The organism is Enterobacter hormaechei subsp. hoffmannii, from assembly GCF_001729745.1.
GTDB lineage: Bacteria > Pseudomonadota > Gammaproteobacteria > Enterobacterales > Enterobacteriaceae > Enterobacter > Enterobacter intestinihominis.
Genome location: NZ_CP017186.1, coordinates 2,448,796 through 2,466,983, shown reverse-complemented (window position 1 = coordinate 2,466,983; position 18,188 = coordinate 2,448,796). Strand labels below are relative to the sequence as shown.

Here is an 18,188-nt window from a genome sequence, read left to right as displayed (position 1 = left end):
GGCGTCTTGGATGCATTTAAGACGCCTTTTATTAAAATTAACTTACTTAAGTTGAACAGCTGAGCCTTGAAGGAGGATGCTTGGTCGTATGAATGGTTGCTTAATAATAATAAAACCAAAACGATCGATTGCACCTTTAGACCTAATGTTAACATTTAGGCTTGCAAGCGTTTTTTTTGCTTCTTTGTTTTGTATATAACTTGTAGTGTGTTTTGGATCTGCGGTGCAATACAACTCTTTAGTATGGGACTTGTAGAGATTGACCATTTCTTCCCTTGGAAGAGAGCTGGAATCATAAGTTGTTAAAATACCGATAGGTTCTTGGGAAATTAGGTTTTGCCATGTTGGAACATGATAACCGGTTTGAGAACCATGATGCGGTATTTTAAATAACCCTACTTTTCTTCCTTTAGGAGCGCAAATCGCTTGACATACTGAATCCCAGCCTCGATTCGTTTTAATTTCTAGATCGGCACCGAGTAAAATGTCATGTGATGTTGTAAGTGTTGTATCGTAAATGCGTAATACAATGCAATAATGATTTGGTTTACCCTTGGGTAGTGCTTGGAGTTGATGGGGGTTACGTCCTGCATTATATGCGTGATTGATAAACTCATCTCTTGACTCTTGCATATCAGTATCACAAGGTGAAAGAGCCTCAACAGTAATATTTCCATTCCTGTAAAGACATTTGTCAACTACAACTTGCTCTATATTACTTCGCTTGGATAAACGGAAATAAGCGAATAATTCAGAAAACTCCCTTGCCTTGTTGCTTATCTCAGGGCTGTTGAATTCGAATATATAGTTGACAAATTCTTTATTTGTCAAGGCTGCGCTAATATATACTTTTGCATTAATGCATGTTTTTATGGTTTCTAGAATTCCTGCGATATGATCGTCATGAAAATGACTGATAACAATTATCTTAACTGCGGTTACAGGATCGATGCCATTAGATCGTAAATAATCAAGCGCAGCTGGATTGTTATCGTTATTTAAGCAAGAGTCAGTAATCAACCACTCATTATTCTTTAAATGAACGAGTACAGATTCGCCATTTCCTTTTCCAAAAATAACAGTTTCACATATTGATGACATACGGATGCTTCTTATATTTTAGTGGTGATTACTATGTGTTATTTTTTAATAATTGATTCAAAGAAATTGATGGTATCGTTTATATCTTGCTGTTTTTGCTTTAATTGAGCTGGGCTAAGCTTTATCACTCTACGTCTAAGTCTAAAATCAGAGACTTTACGATGCCCACCAAATAAATGATGGTCTTTCCCAACACGCCAGTAAAAAACGGAATTCTCGGAAAGATAACCTTGGTCACTTTTTGGAAATTCTTTAGCTTCGAACGTGATGTTATCTATGATTTTGTTTGTGTTGATATCATAAATTCGAGCATCGATTAATCTTGTTTTATGTTCTAAGTAGATATTATCAATAACTCCATAACACTCAAGCTGTTTTTCGAAATATACAACTTTCTGACTTAGCAGAGCCCGAACTTTTTTGTCTAATTCAGCCTTGGCTTTAGTTAAAAGATCATTAATGGGTTTAGTGTAAGTTTCATCGGGAATAGTATCGATTTCAACCTCAACCATCCCTACATTAGATTGAGTCAAGAAGTAATTTTCTGAAAAAGTATTGTCCTTCATTAAATCTTTTGATAGGCCGTTATTTGGATTATCCTGATCACTTATGTCATAAACGGTCTGATTGGGCGTACTAATTGCTTCTTTTAAAACTTCGGTGCTGTTATTATTCGCTTGTTTCTTTTCCCAGCCATTTGAGTTAGTGAAGTTTTTAGGAAGTGATTTGATGCTTGAGGTATCCTCAAAAAAAGAATTACCTAGCTCGTTTGAGAATGAATCAGAAGCAGGATTTAATGCATATGTCATGATAATATGTTCCTCATGATATTTTCTGCTGTTTCGCGATTGTTTGTAATATCGGAAACGAAATTATTTATAAGCAAGTCTGGAAGTTGTTCTGTAAATTGTATTTCCTGCTCTTTAACAGATGCAATGTGATGGTTGTAGGAGAATAAAACACCATATTCCATTCCTGTGCTTTTATCACTAATGCCACTAATATCAAGATAGATTGTATCGAGGAATTTATTATCATCTATAGGTTTGACTTCTTTATCAGAATTATGATGAATGGCATTCTCAAATGCAATTCTGCAACGTGCCATACCTATATGTACATCAGGATTTCCTATTAAACCTGATTTACTAGCTTCGTAAAGTTTGCTTTTAGGAACTAATTCATCACCTACTTTATGATAATCTTCAAAACTGTTTACTTTAAATTTTATTTTAGTATTCATGCCTAAGCCATAGGTCTTGACAGTACCCATGACAGAAATAACTGAACTAACCATATCCACAAAATCTTGTTCTAGCCCGTTTTTAGCCAGTTTGAAATGAATTTTTTTGTCTGATGAAATAATTTCGAACCAACCAAAATCGCAACATATTGAATTATTGTTTATTGCTACGCTTGCTTGATCGCAATCATCTGAAGGAAGAATCTCATAGTGTTTAAACCAGTCAGGAGTGAGATTCATTTGGTTGACTGCGGCAACCCAAACAATGCTAGAGCTTTGTTCTTGGATAGAAAACTTCATAATCAGATAATCCGATGAGATGATTTAGAGATAACCTATTGATTCTAAGGTGTTTTTTTTGATGATAAATTCTAAGGTGATGGCTACCGCACACCTGCATAAATGCAAGTGAGCTCTTGTTTAAAAATTTTTTAAAATTATAGGCATCATTAATGTAAATTGTCTATCTGCACTTACACTATTGGGTCAATAGTTTGCATCAATTTGCATGTGAAATTTTCGTTTAAATTCATGGGAAGAGGTATAGCCAGCTTTACCTTCATGCTCATTTGCAACTGCATCAAGACCAATACCTTAAGCGTGCAGGCGAGGCGGGGATAGCACTGCGCGCCAGACGTGGTGACAGGATTTATTTTGCGCGTCTATGCGCGTCGTGGCGGCGCGCTGATGGATGCGGTCGGCTAATGAGGTGTTGGGGCAGTTGCGCCGCGTGTGCGGCGTCTGGCTTGCTCTGAGGGGATGCCGCCCGGAGGCGGCATTTTGGGCGGGTTTAGTCGGTATCGATGCCGTAATCCTTAAAGCGGATCACCTCCATCCCTAACCAATCATTAATCTCTTTGAAACGCTCCTGCAGCGGCGTCAGCTCGTTACGCACAAAGACCCGCGCCACCTTCTCGATATCGCCCATTGAGCCGATATTCTCGGGCTTGCCGCCCATGAGCTGGAACGGTACGCGGTGCGCATCGAGCAGGTCAGCGGCGCTCACCTTCTTGATGTTAAAAAAATCATCCTTCGTAGCGACTTCACTCAACGGCACGATCTTAATGCCGTCCGGTTTCCCGTTCGGAGCGTAGAAAAACAGGTTTTTGAAATTCCCGAGTCCTTTCGAGTCGCGCATCGCGGAGCGCAGCGCCTCGACGTCAGTGCTGCTTTGCGCCGCGTCGGTCACGTACATGATGTAACCCGCGTGCGCGCCGTTCTGATAATACTTGCGACGAAACAGCGTGGCGGATTCATTCAGCCAGGCTGAATTGAGCGCGCTAAGGTATTCAGGCATCCCGTAGAGCTCCTGATTGATATCGGGCTCCAGCAAATGGCACACCGAGCCGGGCGCGAACTGGTGCGGGTGAGTGAAGTCCGACACGTACCAGTAAACGCCATCCTCCACGCCACGGCGGGTATATTTGGCCGGGGAGGTTTCCAGCTTAAATAGCTGGCCGGTGACGCTCATGCGCTTCTCAAGATAGCCGTTAGCAAAGACCAGATAATCGAGCACAAGGCGGCTGAAATCCTGACGTGAAAGCAACGGATGCGGGATGTAGGTACTCGTCAGAATGTTGCGCTTCACGTAAATCGGGGAGCTGTGGTGCACGGCAGCGCGCAGGCTTTTCGCCAGCCCGGAGAAGTTGACCGGCGGCTCGTACCATTTGCCGTTATTGATGCACTCGACATAGTCGAGAATGTCGCGGCGATCCAGAACGGGTGACGGCTCGCCAAAGGTGAATGCCTCCATTTTTTGCGGTGCGCTGGCAGTCATGTTGGTCTGTTTTGGCTGTTTATTTTGGCGTTTTTTCATCTTAGTTAATGTCCAGAATTGAGCTTGATTGCATACCGCTACCTGCGGAAAGCGGCTCGTTTAACAGGGCGTGCATTGTCGCCCACGCGATATCTGCGTGGCTGGCTTCCTCACTGCGGCTGGCTTCATAGGTGGCGCTGCGGCCACTGCTGGTCATGGTTTTGCGGATAGCCATGAATGACTGAGTGATGTCGGTCGCACCGGCGTCATATTCCAGACACCCGCGTCGAATGGTGTCTTTTGCTTTCAGCACCATCGCCGTTTTCATTTCCGGCGTGTAACGGATGGCGCGTGCCGCCGGGAAGAATGAGCGCACAAGCTGGTAAACACCCTGGCCGATGCCGGTCGCATCGATGCCGATATAGTCGACGTTGTATTTTTCGGTCAGCGCCCGGATGGCCTCGGCCTGCGCGGCAAAATCCATGCCTTTCCACTGGTGACGCTCAAGAATGCGGAACTTGCCACCGGCAACCAGCGGCGGAGCCAGCACCGCACAGCCTGCGCTGTCGCCGGTGTGTGACGGGTCATAACCAATCCAGACAGGGCGCCAGTTAAACGGACGGTCGGCAAAGGGTTCGAAGTCCTCCCATTCTTCCATCGCATCGACCATGCAGCGCTGCAGCTCCTCGAACGGGAATACCGACGCTTTATCGTCGACGAACTCGCACATAAACAGGTTACGGAAGTCATCCGCGCTGTTTTCCTGCTTAAGCTGGTCGAGGTTAAACAGGGTGCACCCCCCGGCGAGCGCGTCCTCAATGGTGACAATCTGCCGCCACTGGCCGTCACCGCACAGCACTCCACCGGCAAGCGCCTGATGACTGATATCGATGTCGACACGTTCGTCGCGGTTGCTGCGGCCACGGTTAAACAGCTCGCCTGACCAGAACGGGTAAGCGCCGTGCGCCAGCGTCGACGGGGTCGAAAAATAGGTGGTGCGCAGGTGCGACTGCGAGGCCATGCCCGAGGCGACTTTGCGCAGCTTCTGGAAATTGGGTATCCAGAAAATTTCATCGACGTACAAATCCCCGTTGTGACTCTGCGCAGTGTTGGAATTGGTCCCGAGAAAAATCAGCTCAGCGCCATTGTTGCCGATGACGATCGGGTCGCCTGACAGATCGACATCAACCAGACGGGCAAAGGCGATGATGTACTTACGGAACACGTAAGCCTGCGTTTTACTGGCCGACAAAAATATCTGGTTTTGCCCGGTCTTAAGCGCGCGCAGGAGTGACTCACGCGCAAAGTAGAACGTCGCGCCAATCTGGCGGGATTTCAGGATGTGGCGGATGCGGTGCTCTAACCCCGCTTTATGCCAGCGGAGCTGATAGTCAAACGACTGGTCGAAGAAAATCTCTTCCAGCTTTTCAATCGCTTCATCACTGAAGAAATTGCGTTTCGGCTTTTTGCGATCCCCTTTGTTACGGCTGGCGATATTGGGGTTTAAATCCACCTCGTTTCCGGTCTGGCCGTAGCGGTTAATGCGCGCGAGCCGCTCCATCTGGCGCGACAAAAAATCCGCGACTTTGAAGTCATGCGCGGTCAGGTCTGGCTTAGCGTAGAGCTGGATAAGCCGCGCCTCTAATGTCGATTCCACGCGGTTAATCGGCGCGGTTTCTTCCCATCCATCCCGTTGTTTCCAGCTCTGCACGGTCGGGCGCTTGAGCTGCAGCATGTCGCAGATTTGCGGCACGGCGAACCCCTGCCAGTACAACAGCCGCGCCTGTCGTCGCGGGTCATTTAACACAGAAAGGTCAGTTGAAATGGTCATGCTTGCCTCGTTTTTGGTGTGACGTGGCAAGGCTAAGGAAATAGGGGGTTATTCGCGCTAAGTGACTGTTGTATCAGATCTAACAGGAGCGCAAACGGTGGCTGATGCGGGAAGGAGTCGGGAAACTAATCCCGACCCGAAAACCTAACATCAGGACACCTGAACAATGGCAAAGAAAGTTTCTAAATGGTTTCGCATCGGCGTCGAGGGTGACACCTGCGATGGCCGTGTCATCAGCGGCGATGATATTCAGGATATGGCTGACACGTTCGACCCGCGCGTCTACGGCTGCCGCATCAACCTCGAACATATCCGGGGGCTGATGCCTGACAGCCAGTTTAAACGTTATGGCGATGTGACCGAGCTTAAGGCGGAGATTATCAGCGATGGTTCTGCGCTCGATGGCAAAAAAGCGCTGTTTGGCAAAATCGCCCCGCTCGACGAGCTGGTCAGCATGGTGAAGGCCGGACAGAAGGTTTACACCTCCATGGAGATCCGCCCGAACTTTGCCAACAGCGGTAAATGTTACCTCGTTGGCCTTGCCGTCACCGATGACCCGGCAAGTCTCGGCACCGAATACCTCGAATTCTGCAGCCGCGCCGCGCAGAACCCGCTCGCCGGTAAAAAAGACCAGCCGGGCGATCTCTTCTCTGTGGCCTCACTGGCTGCGCTGGAATTTGAGGACGTTCCCGACACCATGCTCAACAGCCTAACCGATAAGGTCAGAGCCATTTTTGGCCGTAAGCAGGCCAGCGATGACGCCCGTTTCGCCGATGTGCATGAGGCGGTAACCACCGTTACCGAGCAGGTGCAAACCAATCTCAACGTCACCGACCAGCGCATCACCGAGCTGGAGACAGCTTTTGCTCAGCTTAAGCAGGACGTGACCAGCAAAGTCGATGAAAACGCGCAGGCGTTTACCTCACTGAAAAGCTCCCTCGACAGCACTGAAAGCCAGCGCCAGCCGCGCCGTGAGCTTTCAAAAGGCGGTACTGGCGACGAGCTGCTGACCAACTGCTGATAACCCGCCGGGCGTGCAGCCCGGCCTGATACCTAATACCCGAACAGGAATAACCATGCGTAAAGATACCCGCTTCAAATTTAATGCCTACCTGTCCCGCGTTGCGGAGCTGAACGGCGTTTCCACCGATGACGTGGCGAAGAAATTCACCGTCGAGCCGTCGGTCACGCAAACCCTGATGACCACGCTGCAGATGTCATCCGCGTTTCTGACCAAAATCAACATCGTGCCGGTCGACGAGCTGAAAGGCGAAAAGGTCGGGGTCGGCGTTAACGGTACGATTGCGAGCACCGCCGACACCGCCGGTGATAATGAGCGTAAGACCGCAGACTTTACCGCGCTGGAGTCCAATAAATACGAGTGCGCGCAGATTAACTTTGACTTCCATATCCGCTACAAACAGCTCGACCTGTGGGCGCGATTCCAGGACTTCCAGACCCGTATCCGCGACGCGATTATCAAGCGTCAGTCGCTCGATTTCATCATGGCGGGATTCAACGGCATCGAGCGCGCGGCGACGTCCGACCGCAAAAAGAATCCGATGCTGCAGGACGTGGCGACCGGCTGGCTGCAGAAGTACCGCAATGAAGCGCCAGCGCGCGTGATGTCAAAAATTACCGACGAGGAAGGGGCGGTGATTTCTGAAGTGATCCGCGTGGGTAAAAACGGCGACTATGCGAACCTCGACGCGCTGGTCATGGATGCCACCGGCAATCTGATTGACGAGATTTATCAGGACGGCCCGGAGCTGGTTGTTATCACCGGGCGTAAGCTGATGGCTGATAAATATTTCCCTATCGTTAACAAAGAGCAGGCAAACACCGAGTCGCTGGCCGCTGACATCATCATCAGCCAGAAGCGCATCGGCAACCTGCCAGCCGTGCGCGTGCCGTACTTCCCGGCTAATGCCCTGATGGTGACGCGTCTCGATAACCTGTCGATTTACTTCATGGATGACGCACACCGCCGCGCCATCATCGAAGAGCCGAAAAAAGACCGCGTCGAAAATTACGAGTCAATGAATATCGACTACGTGGTCGAGGCTTACGCCGCCGGGTGCCTGATTGAAAACATCACGCTCGGTGACTTCACCGCACCTGCTGCACCGAAAGGCGGGGAGTAAGCCATGACGAGTCCCGCAGCGCGTCACATGATGCGGGTCTCGGCCTCTGAAACAGCGCGGCGGGCTGCTGTCCCGCTGCGCAATGCAACTGCCTATGAGCAGATGCTCGTTAAGCTGGCCGCAGACAACCGCACGCTAAAACAAATCCGATCCAATGAGCGCAAGGCAGATAAAAAGCGTGAGCTGCTGCCGTTCTATCTGCCATGGGTGGCTGGCGTCCTCGCAAACGGCAAGGGCGCTCAGGATGACATCGTCATGACGGTCATGCTGTGGCGTCTCGATGCTGACGATATCGCCGGGGCGCTGGAAATTGCCCGTTACGCCATGACCTATGGCCTGACCATGCCGACCGGTCGACGTCCGACGCCTTACCTGCTGGCCGAAGAGGTGGCACTGGCCGCGCAGCGCCTGCTCGCTGCAAAACAGCCGGTCGAACTGGCGAACCTGCTCGACACCATTGCGCTGACTGAACGCGCTGACATGCCCGATATCGTGCGCGCGAAGCTGCACAAAATCACCGGCTATGTCCTGCGTGATGCGAATCAACTGCCCGAGGCGCTGGCGCACCTGCAACGTGCGATCCAGTTAGAACGCACAATCGGTGTGAAAAAGGATATCGAGCAGTTAGAGCGCCAGCTCAGGCCAAAACCCGAACCGGCACCGAAAACCAAAACGACTAAACCGCGCACGCGCAAACCTGCCGCCAAACCGGCGGCACGTCGCGGGCGTCCACCAAAGGCGGCAAAAGCCGCAGGTTAACCGAGCGCTCCCCGAGCCGGGCGGCACGCCGGTCAAAGCGGGTATCAATTGCCCTGACTGCGACCGGCGTCCACCGCCCACCTATTACCCGAGGTTGTCATGACGACGCTGATTATTGAGCAAAACAAAGAGCCGCAGGATGTGCCGGGCGTGGTGATACCGCCGCCGGGCGTGAGCGAGCCGGTAATCAAAAACACCCCGTTTTTTCCTGATGTTGATCCGAAGCGCGTGCGTGAGGAAATGCGGTTAGAGCAGACCGTTTCCCCTGTGCGCCTGCGCCGGGCAATTAAGACCGCCATCGCGGAGACGAACGCGGAGCTTGGCGAATGGCGCGAGCGTCAGCTCGATGCCGGTTACGCCACGCTGGCGGATGTCCCGACCGACAGGCTCGACGGCGAAAGTGTGCGTGTTTTCCACTACTTCAACGCCGTGTGTGCCATGACGACCGCCACGCTTTACGAGCGTTTTCGCGGCGTGGATGCGACCGCCAGAGGTGACAAAAAAGCCGACAGCATCGACAGCACTATCGATGAAATGTGGCGGGATATGCGCTGGTCTGTGGCGCGCATCCAGGACAAAGCACGCTGCATTGTGGGGCAAATCTGATGAAAGCGTATGCGCTACAGGGCGACACCCTCGACGCGATTTGTGTGCGGTACTACGGGCGCACCGAGGGCGTGGTCGAAACCGTCTTAGAAGCGAATCCCGGTCTGTCTGAGCTCGGCGTCATCCTGCCGCACGGCACGGCAATTGAACTGCCAGAGACCGACAGCGCGGCCAGAACCGAAACGGTGAATCTATGGGACTGAGTATGGAAAAAATCACCACGTTTATCGCCTACTGGCTGGCCGTTGCACTGGCGTACCTCGGTGCAATATCGCCCGAAAAGATGGCGTTATACGTGGGCGGCGGATGCGCCATTTTTACCGCGCTGACGAACTACTGGTTTAAGCGCAAGACGTACCTCTACCTGACATCGCTCGGACTCGATAAAGGGGCTATTCGTGAAATCAATCGTTAAAAAATGCAGTGTGGCCGCCGTGCTGGCGCTGGCAGCGCTGATGCCTGACTTTCGTCTGCTTAACACCTCGCCCGGGGGGCTGGCGCTGATTGCCGACCTCGAAGGTTGTCGCCTGACGCCTTACCAGTGCAGCGCGGGAGTGTGGACGTCGGGCATCGGCCACACTGCAGGCGTCGTGCCAAAGGGCGAAATCACCGAGCGGCAGGCGGCGGAGAACCTCGTCGCGGATGTGATGAACGTCGAGAAACGTCTGGCTGTATGCGCGCCGGTGAAAATGCCGCAGCACGTTTACGACGCGCTGGTCAGCTTCTCATTCAACGTGGGAACCGGAGCGGCCTGCCGGTCGACGCTGGTCTCGTTTATCAAACGCCAGCAATGGCTGCAGGCGTGCGACCAGCTCACCCGCTGGGTGTATGTAAATGGCGAAGTTAACAAAGGGCTGGAGAACCGCCGCGCGCGCGAGCGTGCTTACTGCCTGAGGGGGATTCAATGAAACTGATGTTGTTTTTACTGGTCGCGCTGATGGCGATTGTGCTCTGGCAGCGTCATGAAAACGGCAACCTGACGCGCTCGTTTGAACGGGCGAACAGGATCGCCACCGAACAAAAAAACGTGATCGGGATGCTGGAAAATCAGCTTTCCGTTTCTCAGGGAATTGCCAGGCGAAATGAAACCGCGCAGGTCAGTTTACGCGGCGAGCTGCTGGCCGCCGGTGCGATGGCCGTGCGGCGTGAAGAAACCATTACGAGGCTGATAAATGAGAATGAAACGTTACGCCGCTGGTATAGCGACAAGTTGCCTGATGTTGTGCGCAGGCTGCACACCCGCACCGGTTGCGCCTCCGCCGGTCATTGTTTACAGCGCCTGCCCGAAGGTGAGCTATTGCCCGATGCCGGGCAGCGACCCGGCCACTAATGGCGACCTGAGCGCCGATATTCGCAGGCTTGAGCACGCGCTCGCGGCCTGCGCGCTGCAGGTTGAAACCGTCAAAGACTGTCAGGATAAACTCGATGAAGAAAGCACGCAGCCTGCGCGAAGCGCTGATTAAAGCCGTTCCGCAGCTTGAAACAAACCCCGAGATGATGCGCATTTTTGCCGACGAGGGGAATATCGATGCGCGGCTCGCGGCCTCGCTGTCCCACGAGAAAATTTACACCCTGAATGTGATTGTGTGTGATTTTGTGGGCGACCCTGATCTGATTTTCGTGCCGGTGGCCGCATGGCTCAGGGAAAACCAGCCGGATATCTGTACGCTCGATGAGGGACGCAAAAAGGGCTACGGCTTCCAGTTGGATTTGAACAATGAGGATAGTGTCGATATCAGCATCAGCCTGCAGCTCACCGAGCGCACCATCATCAAGGAGGAAAACGGCGCGCTGCATGTTAGCTATGCCCCGGAGCCGCCACTGCCTGAGCCCGTCACTCGGCCGAAAGAGCTCTATATTAACGGCGAACTGGTGAGCAAATGGGATGAGTGACTTTAAGCCTTTTGACAACCAGCTCGCCGGGCTGCTTGCTGCCCTGTCACCCGCAGGGCGTCGCAAGCTTGCTGGTGACATTGCAAAGGAGCTGCGCAAGTCGCAACAGCAACGGATTAAACAGCAAAAAGCACCGGACGGCTCACCGTATCAGGCGCGAAAGCGTCAGCCTCTCAGGGCTAAGACCGGGCGGATTAAACGGGCGATGTTTCAGAAGCTGCGCACGAGCCGATACATGAAAGCCAGTGGTCGTGAAAACGGTGCTGTGGTGGAGTTTACCAGTAATGTGCAACGCATCGCGCGCGTCCATCAGCACGGCCTTAAAGACCGGCCAAACGCTCATGCTCATCTTGTTAAGTACCCTGAACGCCAATTACTTGGTTTGGGCGTGGAAGAAAAAAAACTTATTGAAGTGCTTGTGATTAGATATATTAGTAAACATTAGAGGGTTTAACTTATAAATCCTGTGTTTTAAGTATTCGTTAAGGAAGGGGCTTTTGGATGATGCATTCAGTAACTTGCTGGCTTGTTGATGGTTTATGAATGTTTTGATTTTAAGGTGATATGTTGGTTTTAAATTAACGTTGGGTTTATTTGGAGATTGAAAGTGACATTTTGGAATGATAGTTATCAAATTGAATTTGACATGATTAATAATTACATTCGTTCAGAGTGTGGTGATGTCGAAAAGATCCCTAATGATTTGGAAATGGTATCGGATGAGTATCTTGTTGATGCTGTTATTGCTCTTTCATGGACGTATTTTGGGAGGTTGTACGTTAACAGAAGGGATGAGCTTAACAAATGCACGCAATTTAATCAAAGACATCTCGAGGATAGAGCAAGGCCAAGTTTTGAGGAGATTAAATTAAATAAAATGTACTTTTTAAGCAACCTGTTGAGAGTTGTTTATGAGTATTACTTTTGGAATCAAGATTCGTACCGCACACCTTCTTTCATATCAACAAGAGTTTTAGAACGATTAGATAAATTAACTCCTTCCTCAGAATATAATGTTCAGTTCATATGGATTGAACGATCTCTTCCTTCAGCAATGATAATGGGGTTGCTAAAATCCAAAGATTTCGATGACATGAAAAAAATGGCTAATGATGTAAGCGGATATGAAGAGAAGTTTACTGCTCAAATTAACAGGGGGATCGAGATTGGAGGCGTGAAAATTGAACAATATAAAACAGATATTGGCATCCTAATAAATGAGGCTGAGAGTTCAAAGGGTGATTTACAAGGTTATTGTGATAAATTAACAGAATACAAAGGTGATTTTAATTTTGTTTTACTTAGCAAGGCATTTTCAAATTTACTAAGCGCCAAAAAAAATGAATTCAAAGAAAATTCGCGTGTGACAAGATATTTTATTTTTGTTTTAATATTGATTCCGGCCTTGGTTTTTTTGAATCATGTGTTTAATTTGTATGAAGTTAAGATTGACGTTACTGCAATTGCATATTACTTGCCGATATTTTCACTCGAGTTGTTGATTTTTTATTTTATGCGGTTGTATTACATTGAAGGTAAAGCGATTAAAACGCAAATGCTGCAAGTTGAGCAGAGGTTGAGTTTATGTGAATTTATACATGATTACGTAGAAACAAAAAATAAAAGCAGCGCCGATAAGGAATCATGGGTGCTATTTGAGAAGTTAATTTTTAGTCCTATTCAGCTTTCCTCTGAGAATATACCTTCTTTATTAGACGGGGCTGCAACGGTTGCGGAGTTGGCTGGCAAAGTTATTCCGAAAGACGGAAAGTAAACCTACTTTGTAGATGTTCTAAGTAAATTTTACTAAGGCTGGATTCAACTTATTAGCTAGGCTGTTGTTTCATACATCACAAAACCCCCCTCGATTGCCGCTGGCCTTGCCCGGCGGCATCCTTTCTCCATGAATAATCTAAATTCTCTGCAGGAAATCGCACGCGCGATCCGCAACCTTATCCGCACCGGCATCGTGACCGACGTCGACCACTACGAGGGGCTTTGTCGTGTCCAGACCGGCGGCATGGAAACTACCTGGCTGAACTGGCTTACCAGTCGCGCCGGTCGCTCGCGGGTGTGGTGGGCTCCATCCGTTGGCGAGCAAGTGCTTTTGCTGGCGATCGGCGGCGAACTCGATACGGCATTTGTGCTGCCCGGCATTTTCTCGGATGACCATCCCGCGCCGTCAGCCTCCCCTGATGCGCTTCACGTTTCCTTTCCTGACGGGGCGGTTATTGAGTACGAGCCCGAAAACGGCGCGCTCACTGTGTCAGGCATCAAAACCGCAGACGTCACCGCGTCTGAGTCCATAGCGGTCACCGTGCCGGTGGTGCTGGTGAAAGCGGAAACCCGTATCACGCTCGATACGCCCGAGGTGGTATGCACCAACAAGCTGACGACCGGCACGCTCGAAGTGCAGAAAGGCGGGAAGATGTCCGGGAACATTGAGCACACCGGCGGGACATTTACCTCAAACGGCGTGCAGGTGGATAACCACGACCACGGCGGCGTCGAACGGGGCGGAAGCTGGACGGAGGGTACTAAATGATAGTGCGTTATCTGGGAATGAACAGCCAGACCGGCCTCAGTATCTCTGAGGTCGAGCACATCAGGCAAAGCGTGCGCGACATTCTGGTTACGCCGGTTGGCTCGCGCGTCATGCGCCGTGAATACGGCTCGCTCCTGTCAGCACTGATTGACCAGCCGCAGACCCCGGCGCTGCGCCTGCAGATTATGGCCGCGTGTTATTCCGCGATCCAGAAATGGGAGCCGCGCGTCAGCCTGACGAGCATCACCTTTGAGCGGTCGGAGGATGACGGCGGGCTGTATGTCGACATCACCGGCACGCGCTCGGCCAGCGGCCAGCTCTTTTCCCTCACCATTCCACTGAGTTAAACGCTATGGCAATTGTTGACCTGAACCAGCTCGCCGCGCCCGATGTCGTGGAAATGCTGGACTATGAGACCATTCTCGCAGAGCGTAAGGCGACGCTCGTCTCGTTATATCCCGAGGAACAGCAGGAGGCCGTCGCGCGCACGCTGACACTCGAATCAGAGCCGATTGTGAAGCTGCTGCAGGAAAACGCCTACAGGGAAGTTATCTGGCGACAGCGCGTCAACGAGGCCGCGCGTGCGGTCATGCTGGCGTATGCAGAAGATGCCGACCTTGATCAGATAGGCGGAAATTATAACGTCGAGCGCCTTGTCATCACGCCTGCAGACGACACGACGTTTCCGCCCACGCCAGCTGTGATGGAGTCGAATACCGACTACCGCCTGCGCATTCAACAGGCTTTTGAGGGGCTGAGTACCGCAGGCTCAACCGGCTCATACCAGTTTCATGGCCGCAGCGCTGACGGGCGTGTCGCAGATATTTCCGTCATCAGTCCCGCGCCTGCGTGTGTGACCGTGTCTGTGCTGTCGCGTGAAAATAACGGCGTCGCCTCTGACGAGCTGCTCGCCATCGTGCGCACTGCGCTTAACGACGAGGACGTCCGGCCGGTTGCCGACCGCGTGACAGTGCAGTCAGCAAAAATTGTCGACTATAAAATCACCGCGTCGCTTTACCTTTACCCAGGTCCCGAAAGCGAGCCGGTGCTCAGTGCGGCAAAAACAAAGCTGCAGGCGTATATCAGCGCGCAGCACCGCCTCGGGCGTGACATCCGTAAATCTGCCATCTATGCAGCGCTACACGTCGAGGGCGTGCAGCGCGTCGAGCTGGCCGCGCCGGTGGCCGACATCGTGCTCGATGACACGCAGGCGTCATGGTGCAGCGAGTACAGCGTCACCATAGGGGGCAACGATGAATGACACCCGCCTGTTGCCGGTGGGCTCGTCACCGCTTGAGATCGCGGCGGCGCGCGCCTGCGCTGAAATCGAAAACACCCCCGTTCCCCTGCGCCGTCTCTGGAGCCCTGACGACTGCCCGGCAAACCTGCTGCCGTGGCTGGCGTGGGCGTTTTCCGTCGACCGGTGGGATGAGAGCTGGCCGGAGGACACAAAGCGGGAAGTGATCCGCGCGGCTTGGTTTATCCATGCGCACAAGGGGACGATTGGCGCAGTGCGCCGCGTGGTGGAGCCGCTCGGCTACCTGATTAACGTCTCTGAATGGTGGGAGACAAAGGACCCGCCCGGCACGTTTCGCCTCGATATCGGCGTGCTGGAGACCGGCATCACCGAGGAAATGTACTACGAAATGGAGCGGCTTATCGCCGATGCAAAGCCCGCCAGCCGCCATTTAATTGGCCTCAATATTATTCAGGACATCCCCGGCTACCTCTACACCGGCGCTCTGTCCTATGACGGCGACATCATCACGGTTTACCCCGGATAAGTGAGAGCACAGTGAGAGTGAAATACAAAACGGTCATCACCAAAGCCGGTGCAATCAAGCTGGCTGCAGCGACCCTCCCGAACGGGAAAAAGGTGAACCTGACGGCGATGGCCGTGGGTGACGGTGGCGGCACGCTGCCGGTGCCTGACCCGAACCAGACAAAACTCGTCAAAGAGGTCTGGCGTCACGCGCTGAACAAAATCAGCCAGGACAAAAAGAATAAAAATTACGTTGTGGCGGAACTGCTTATCCCGCCGGAGACCGGCGGTTTCTGGATGCGCGAGCTCGGGCTCTATGATGACACCGGCACGCTGATTGCGGTCGGCAACATGGCCGAAAGCTACAAGCCTGCGCTGGCGGAGGGGTCAGGCCGCGCGCAGACCGTGCGTATGGTTATCATGGTGAGCGACATCGAGTCAGTGGAACTGACGATTGATACCTCAACGGTGATGGCAACGCAGGACTACGTCGACGACAAAATTGCTGAGCATGAGCAGTCCCGCCGCCATCCTGACGCCACGCTAACCGCAAAGGGCTTCACTCAGCTCAGCAGCGCGACCGACAGCGTGTCTGAGAGCGTCGCAGCGACACCGAAAGCGGTTAAGACGGCGTATGACCTTGCGAAAGGTAAATATACGGCTCAGGACGCCACCACGGCGCAAAAGGGTATCGTCCAGCTCAGCAGCGCGACCGACAGCACGTCTGAGAGCGTCGCAGCGACGCCGAAAGCGGTTAAGGCAGCGTATGACCTTGCGAAAGGTAAGTACACGGCTCAGGACGCCACAACGGCGCAAAAGGGTATCGTCCAGCTCAGCAGCGCGACCGACAGCACGTCTGAGGCGCTGGCTGCCACACCGAAAGCCGTTAAGGCCGCGAATGACAATGCAAGTGGTCGCGTTCCGTCAGGGCGCAAGGTCAATGGCCGGGCGCTGAGTACCGATATCAATATTACCGCGCAGGATATCTTTAACGGTCAGGCTGTGGGAATTGGTAATGCTGAGGATTTAAATGCCTACACCACGCCGGGACTGTATTACCAGCCAGCAAACGCGCAGGCGCAAACAGGGAGGAACTATCCAGAGGCTAACGCTGGTTCGCTGGAAGTTTATAAGCATGCTGGTATCACGCAGATTTACCGGATTTATAACAGCTCCCGCTCGTACATTCGTTCGCTCTACAGCGGGACGTGGTCTGGATGGGTTAAGCAGTATGACGCGGCCAATAAACCCACTCCTGCAGATATAGGCGCACTAGCCAGTAATGGTAACGCAGTATCAGCCACAAAATTACAGACGTCACGCACGATTGGTGGTGTTGCCTTTGACGGAACGGCGAACATTAATTTGCCGGGGGTGAATACCGGCGGGAACCAGAGCACGACAGGTAATGCGGCCACTGCAACCAAACTACAGACCGCGCGCACGATTGGTGGCGTTGCCTTTGACGGAACGGCAAACATTAATTTACCGGGGGTGAATACTGGCGGGAACCAGAGCACGACAGGTAATGCAGCCAGTGCAACCAGATTACAAACCGCACGCACTATTGCAGGCGTGTCATTTAACGGTACGGCAAATATCGCGATCCCTGCAGGTAATGTAGGCGCTTACACGAAAGCCGAATGTGATGCGCGATATGGGATTGTCAACGGTATCCGCCGGGGTGGTCAGCAAATCCGAAACCCGACTGATACGTGGTTTGATAACTGGGAATCACCTGCTGGCTGCGTAGTGACGGGAATTCAAATGAACGGCAGAAGTGATGGCCGCAAGCTCGGCGTTTATTTCCGTCAAATGCAGTACCTGAATAAACAAACTGGCGCATGGGTTAACCTTGGAGATTAGATATGGATACGTTTATTAATCCAGTTATTTATAAATATGAACATGCTGAAATAAACGGCGTAATGCGCACCGGACTCTATTTTCAGGATGTACATGGCCGGGACTGGTATGAAACCTTAATGGGCTGGAAAGGCGCGGTCTCTCTGGATGATGACGGGATTGTCATCGCTTATGAAAAGGATGTTTCGTATATGGGTATGGAGGAGGGGCGCGATGTCTACGAGGTCGATCCCCTGAACGTGCCAGATGATGTGTCAGGGAATTTCAAATACGCGGACGGCGTTTTTTATGATATCCGGCCTGATGCGGCAACGCTTGCCGAACAAACACAAAAGCAGCTCATTGAGGATGCGGGGCTTACCATTTCCGTTCTGCAGGGTGCCGTCGATGAGTCGATGGCTACTGATGCTGAAAAGGCCAACTTATCGGCGTGGAAGAGATACCGGGTATTACTATACAGGGTTGATACCAGTAAGCCCGAAGACATTGTATGGCCTGAGCCACCCTCGAAAAGCTAATAAAAAACCCGCGTTAAGCGGGTTTAGTCGTAGGGGCATTCTTCATAGTCATTTTCTGTTTCATCACCGGCAAACAGCCTGAGCCAGCAAAAGCCAAAGAGACACCATGCAGTCAGACCACCAACAATCCAGAGTAAAATTGTCATTCTCGCTCCCTCGTTAAT

At 51.7% G+C, this 18,188-nt stretch carries 24 protein-coding genes; 18 read left to right on the top strand and 6 right to left on the bottom strand.

Features of this window, described 5'->3' with window-relative positions:
• Nucleotides 1-42: 42 nt before the first annotated feature.
• From BFV65_RS23135 to BFV65_RS11575, 5 genes are all read right to left on the bottom strand, one after another.
• Nucleotides 43-1,101, bottom strand: a complete 1,059-nt coding sequence (locus BFV65_RS23135; RefSeq protein ID WP_071892849.1) for an MBL fold metallo-hydrolase — start codon at nucleotides 1,099-1,101, stop codon at nucleotides 43-45.
• Nucleotides 1,102-1,139: 38 nt separating this feature from the next.
• Nucleotides 1,140-1,910, bottom strand: coding sequence for a hypothetical protein (locus BFV65_RS11590; protein ID WP_069596667.1), 771 nt, complete (start codon nucleotides 1,908-1,910; stop codon nucleotides 1,140-1,142).
• Nucleotides 1,907-2,644, bottom strand: a complete 738-nt coding sequence (locus BFV65_RS11585) for a hypothetical protein (protein WP_069596666.1) — start codon at nucleotides 2,642-2,644, stop codon at nucleotides 1,907-1,909. The genes BFV65_RS11590 and BFV65_RS11585 overlap by 4 nt, the downstream gene beginning before the upstream one ends.
• 490 nt (nucleotides 2,645-3,134) lie before the next feature.
• A complete protein-coding gene (locus BFV65_RS11580) occupies nucleotides 3,135-4,160 on the bottom strand; it encodes a phage portal protein (protein WP_069596665.1) in 1,026 nt (341 codons plus the stop codon).
• Nucleotide 4,161: 1 nt separating this feature from the next.
• Complete coding sequence (locus BFV65_RS11575; RefSeq protein ID WP_069596664.1) at nucleotides 4,162-5,931, bottom strand: terminase ATPase subunit family protein; 1,770 nt, start codon at nucleotides 5,929-5,931, stop codon at nucleotides 4,162-4,164.
• Nucleotides 5,932-6,097: 166 nt separating this feature from the next.
• On the opposite strand from BFV65_RS11575, the gene BFV65_RS11570 reads away from it, so the two are divergent.
• From BFV65_RS11570 to BFV65_RS11485, 18 genes are all read left to right on the top strand, one after another.
• Entirely contained in the window at nucleotides 6,098-6,952 is an 855-nt protein-coding gene (locus BFV65_RS11570; protein ID WP_069596663.1) for a GPO family capsid scaffolding protein, read from the top strand.
• Between the two features lie 55 nt (nucleotides 6,953-7,007).
• The gene (locus tag BFV65_RS11565) at nucleotides 7,008-8,075 is read left to right on the top strand and encodes a phage major capsid protein, P2 family (RefSeq protein ID WP_069596662.1); all 1,068 of its coding nucleotides are present in this window, start codon (nucleotides 7,008-7,010) and stop codon (nucleotides 8,073-8,075) included.
• Between the two features lie 3 nt (nucleotides 8,076-8,078).
• On the top strand, nucleotides 8,079-8,834 hold the full coding sequence (locus BFV65_RS11560) for a phage terminase small subunit (protein WP_023323597.1): 756 nt from the start codon (nucleotides 8,079-8,081) through the stop codon (nucleotides 8,832-8,834).
• Nucleotides 8,835-8,933: 99 nt separating this feature from the next.
• Entirely contained in the window at nucleotides 8,934-9,440 is a 507-nt protein-coding gene (locus BFV65_RS11555) for a head completion/stabilization protein (RefSeq protein WP_032609900.1), read from the top strand.
• Nucleotides 9,440-9,643, top strand: coding sequence for a tail protein X (locus BFV65_RS11550; protein WP_017382979.1), 204 nt, complete (start codon nucleotides 9,440-9,442; stop codon nucleotides 9,641-9,643). The genes BFV65_RS11555 and BFV65_RS11550 overlap by 1 nt, the downstream gene beginning before the upstream one ends.
• Nucleotides 9,634-9,855, top strand: a complete 222-nt coding sequence (locus tag BFV65_RS11545) for a phage holin family protein (RefSeq protein WP_014170137.1) — start codon at nucleotides 9,634-9,636, stop codon at nucleotides 9,853-9,855. Before BFV65_RS11550 ends, BFV65_RS11545 begins: the two co-directional genes overlap by 10 nt.
• A complete protein-coding gene (locus BFV65_RS11540; protein WP_069596661.1) occupies nucleotides 9,839-10,348 on the top strand; it encodes a lysozyme in 510 nt (169 codons plus the stop codon). The genes BFV65_RS11545 and BFV65_RS11540 overlap by 17 nt, the downstream gene beginning before the upstream one ends.
• On the top strand, nucleotides 10,345-10,770 hold the full coding sequence (gene lysB, locus BFV65_RS11535) for an Rz-like lysis system protein LysB (protein ID WP_069596660.1): 426 nt from the start codon (nucleotides 10,345-10,347) through the stop codon (nucleotides 10,768-10,770). Before BFV65_RS11540 ends, lysB begins: the two co-directional genes overlap by 4 nt.
• A complete protein-coding gene (gene lysC / locus BFV65_RS23395) occupies nucleotides 10,658-10,903 on the top strand; it encodes an Rz1-like lysis system protein LysC (protein WP_074166796.1) in 246 nt (81 codons plus the stop codon). The genes lysB and lysC overlap by 113 nt, the downstream gene beginning before the upstream one ends.
• Entirely contained in the window at nucleotides 10,866-11,333 is a 468-nt protein-coding gene (locus tag BFV65_RS11525) for a phage tail protein (protein ID WP_069596659.1), read from the top strand. Before lysC ends, BFV65_RS11525 begins: the two co-directional genes overlap by 38 nt.
• A complete protein-coding gene (locus tag BFV65_RS11520) occupies nucleotides 11,326-11,778 on the top strand; it encodes a phage virion morphogenesis protein (protein WP_069596658.1) in 453 nt (150 codons plus the stop codon). Before BFV65_RS11525 ends, BFV65_RS11520 begins: the two co-directional genes overlap by 8 nt.
• Nucleotides 11,779-11,940: 162 nt before the next feature.
• The gene (locus BFV65_RS11515; RefSeq protein WP_069596657.1) at nucleotides 11,941-13,107 is read left to right on the top strand and encodes a hypothetical protein; all 1,167 of its coding nucleotides are present in this window, start codon (nucleotides 11,941-11,943) and stop codon (nucleotides 13,105-13,107) included.
• 129 nt (nucleotides 13,108-13,236) lie between these two features.
• Nucleotides 13,237-13,878 (top strand): phage baseplate assembly protein V, encoded by a 642-nt coding sequence (locus BFV65_RS11510; RefSeq protein WP_069596656.1) that lies wholly within the window; start codon nucleotides 13,237-13,239, stop codon nucleotides 13,876-13,878.
• Nucleotides 13,875-14,225, top strand: coding sequence for a GPW/gp25 family protein (locus BFV65_RS11505; RefSeq protein WP_069596655.1), 351 nt, complete (start codon nucleotides 13,875-13,877; stop codon nucleotides 14,223-14,225). The genes BFV65_RS11510 and BFV65_RS11505 overlap by 4 nt, the downstream gene beginning before the upstream one ends.
• A gap of 5 nt (nucleotides 14,226-14,230) precedes the next feature.
• The gene (locus BFV65_RS11500; RefSeq protein WP_069596654.1) at nucleotides 14,231-15,139 is read left to right on the top strand and encodes a baseplate assembly protein; all 909 of its coding nucleotides are present in this window, start codon (nucleotides 14,231-14,233) and stop codon (nucleotides 15,137-15,139) included.
• Complete coding sequence (locus tag BFV65_RS11495) at nucleotides 15,132-15,662, top strand: phage tail protein I (RefSeq protein WP_069596653.1); 531 nt, start codon at nucleotides 15,132-15,134, stop codon at nucleotides 15,660-15,662. The genes BFV65_RS11500 and BFV65_RS11495 overlap by 8 nt, the downstream gene beginning before the upstream one ends.
• A gap of 11 nt (nucleotides 15,663-15,673) precedes the next feature.
• Entirely contained in the window at nucleotides 15,674-17,506 is a 1,833-nt protein-coding gene (locus BFV65_RS11490; RefSeq protein ID WP_081330546.1) for a phage tail-collar fiber domain-containing protein, read from the top strand.
• Between the two features lie 2 nt (nucleotides 17,507-17,508).
• The gene (locus BFV65_RS11485) at nucleotides 17,509-18,024 is read left to right on the top strand and encodes a tail fiber assembly protein (protein ID WP_069596652.1); all 516 of its coding nucleotides are present in this window, start codon (nucleotides 17,509-17,511) and stop codon (nucleotides 18,022-18,024) included.
• A gap of 23 nt (nucleotides 18,025-18,047) precedes the next feature.
• Here the strand turns inward: BFV65_RS11485 and BFV65_RS23500 are convergent, their stop codons facing one another.
• Nucleotides 18,048-18,170: a hypothetical protein gene (locus BFV65_RS23500; protein ID WP_255303433.1), complete on the bottom strand. Its 123-nt coding sequence runs from the start codon at nucleotides 18,168-18,170 to the stop codon at nucleotides 18,048-18,050.
• Nucleotides 18,171-18,188 lie beyond the last annotated feature (18 nt).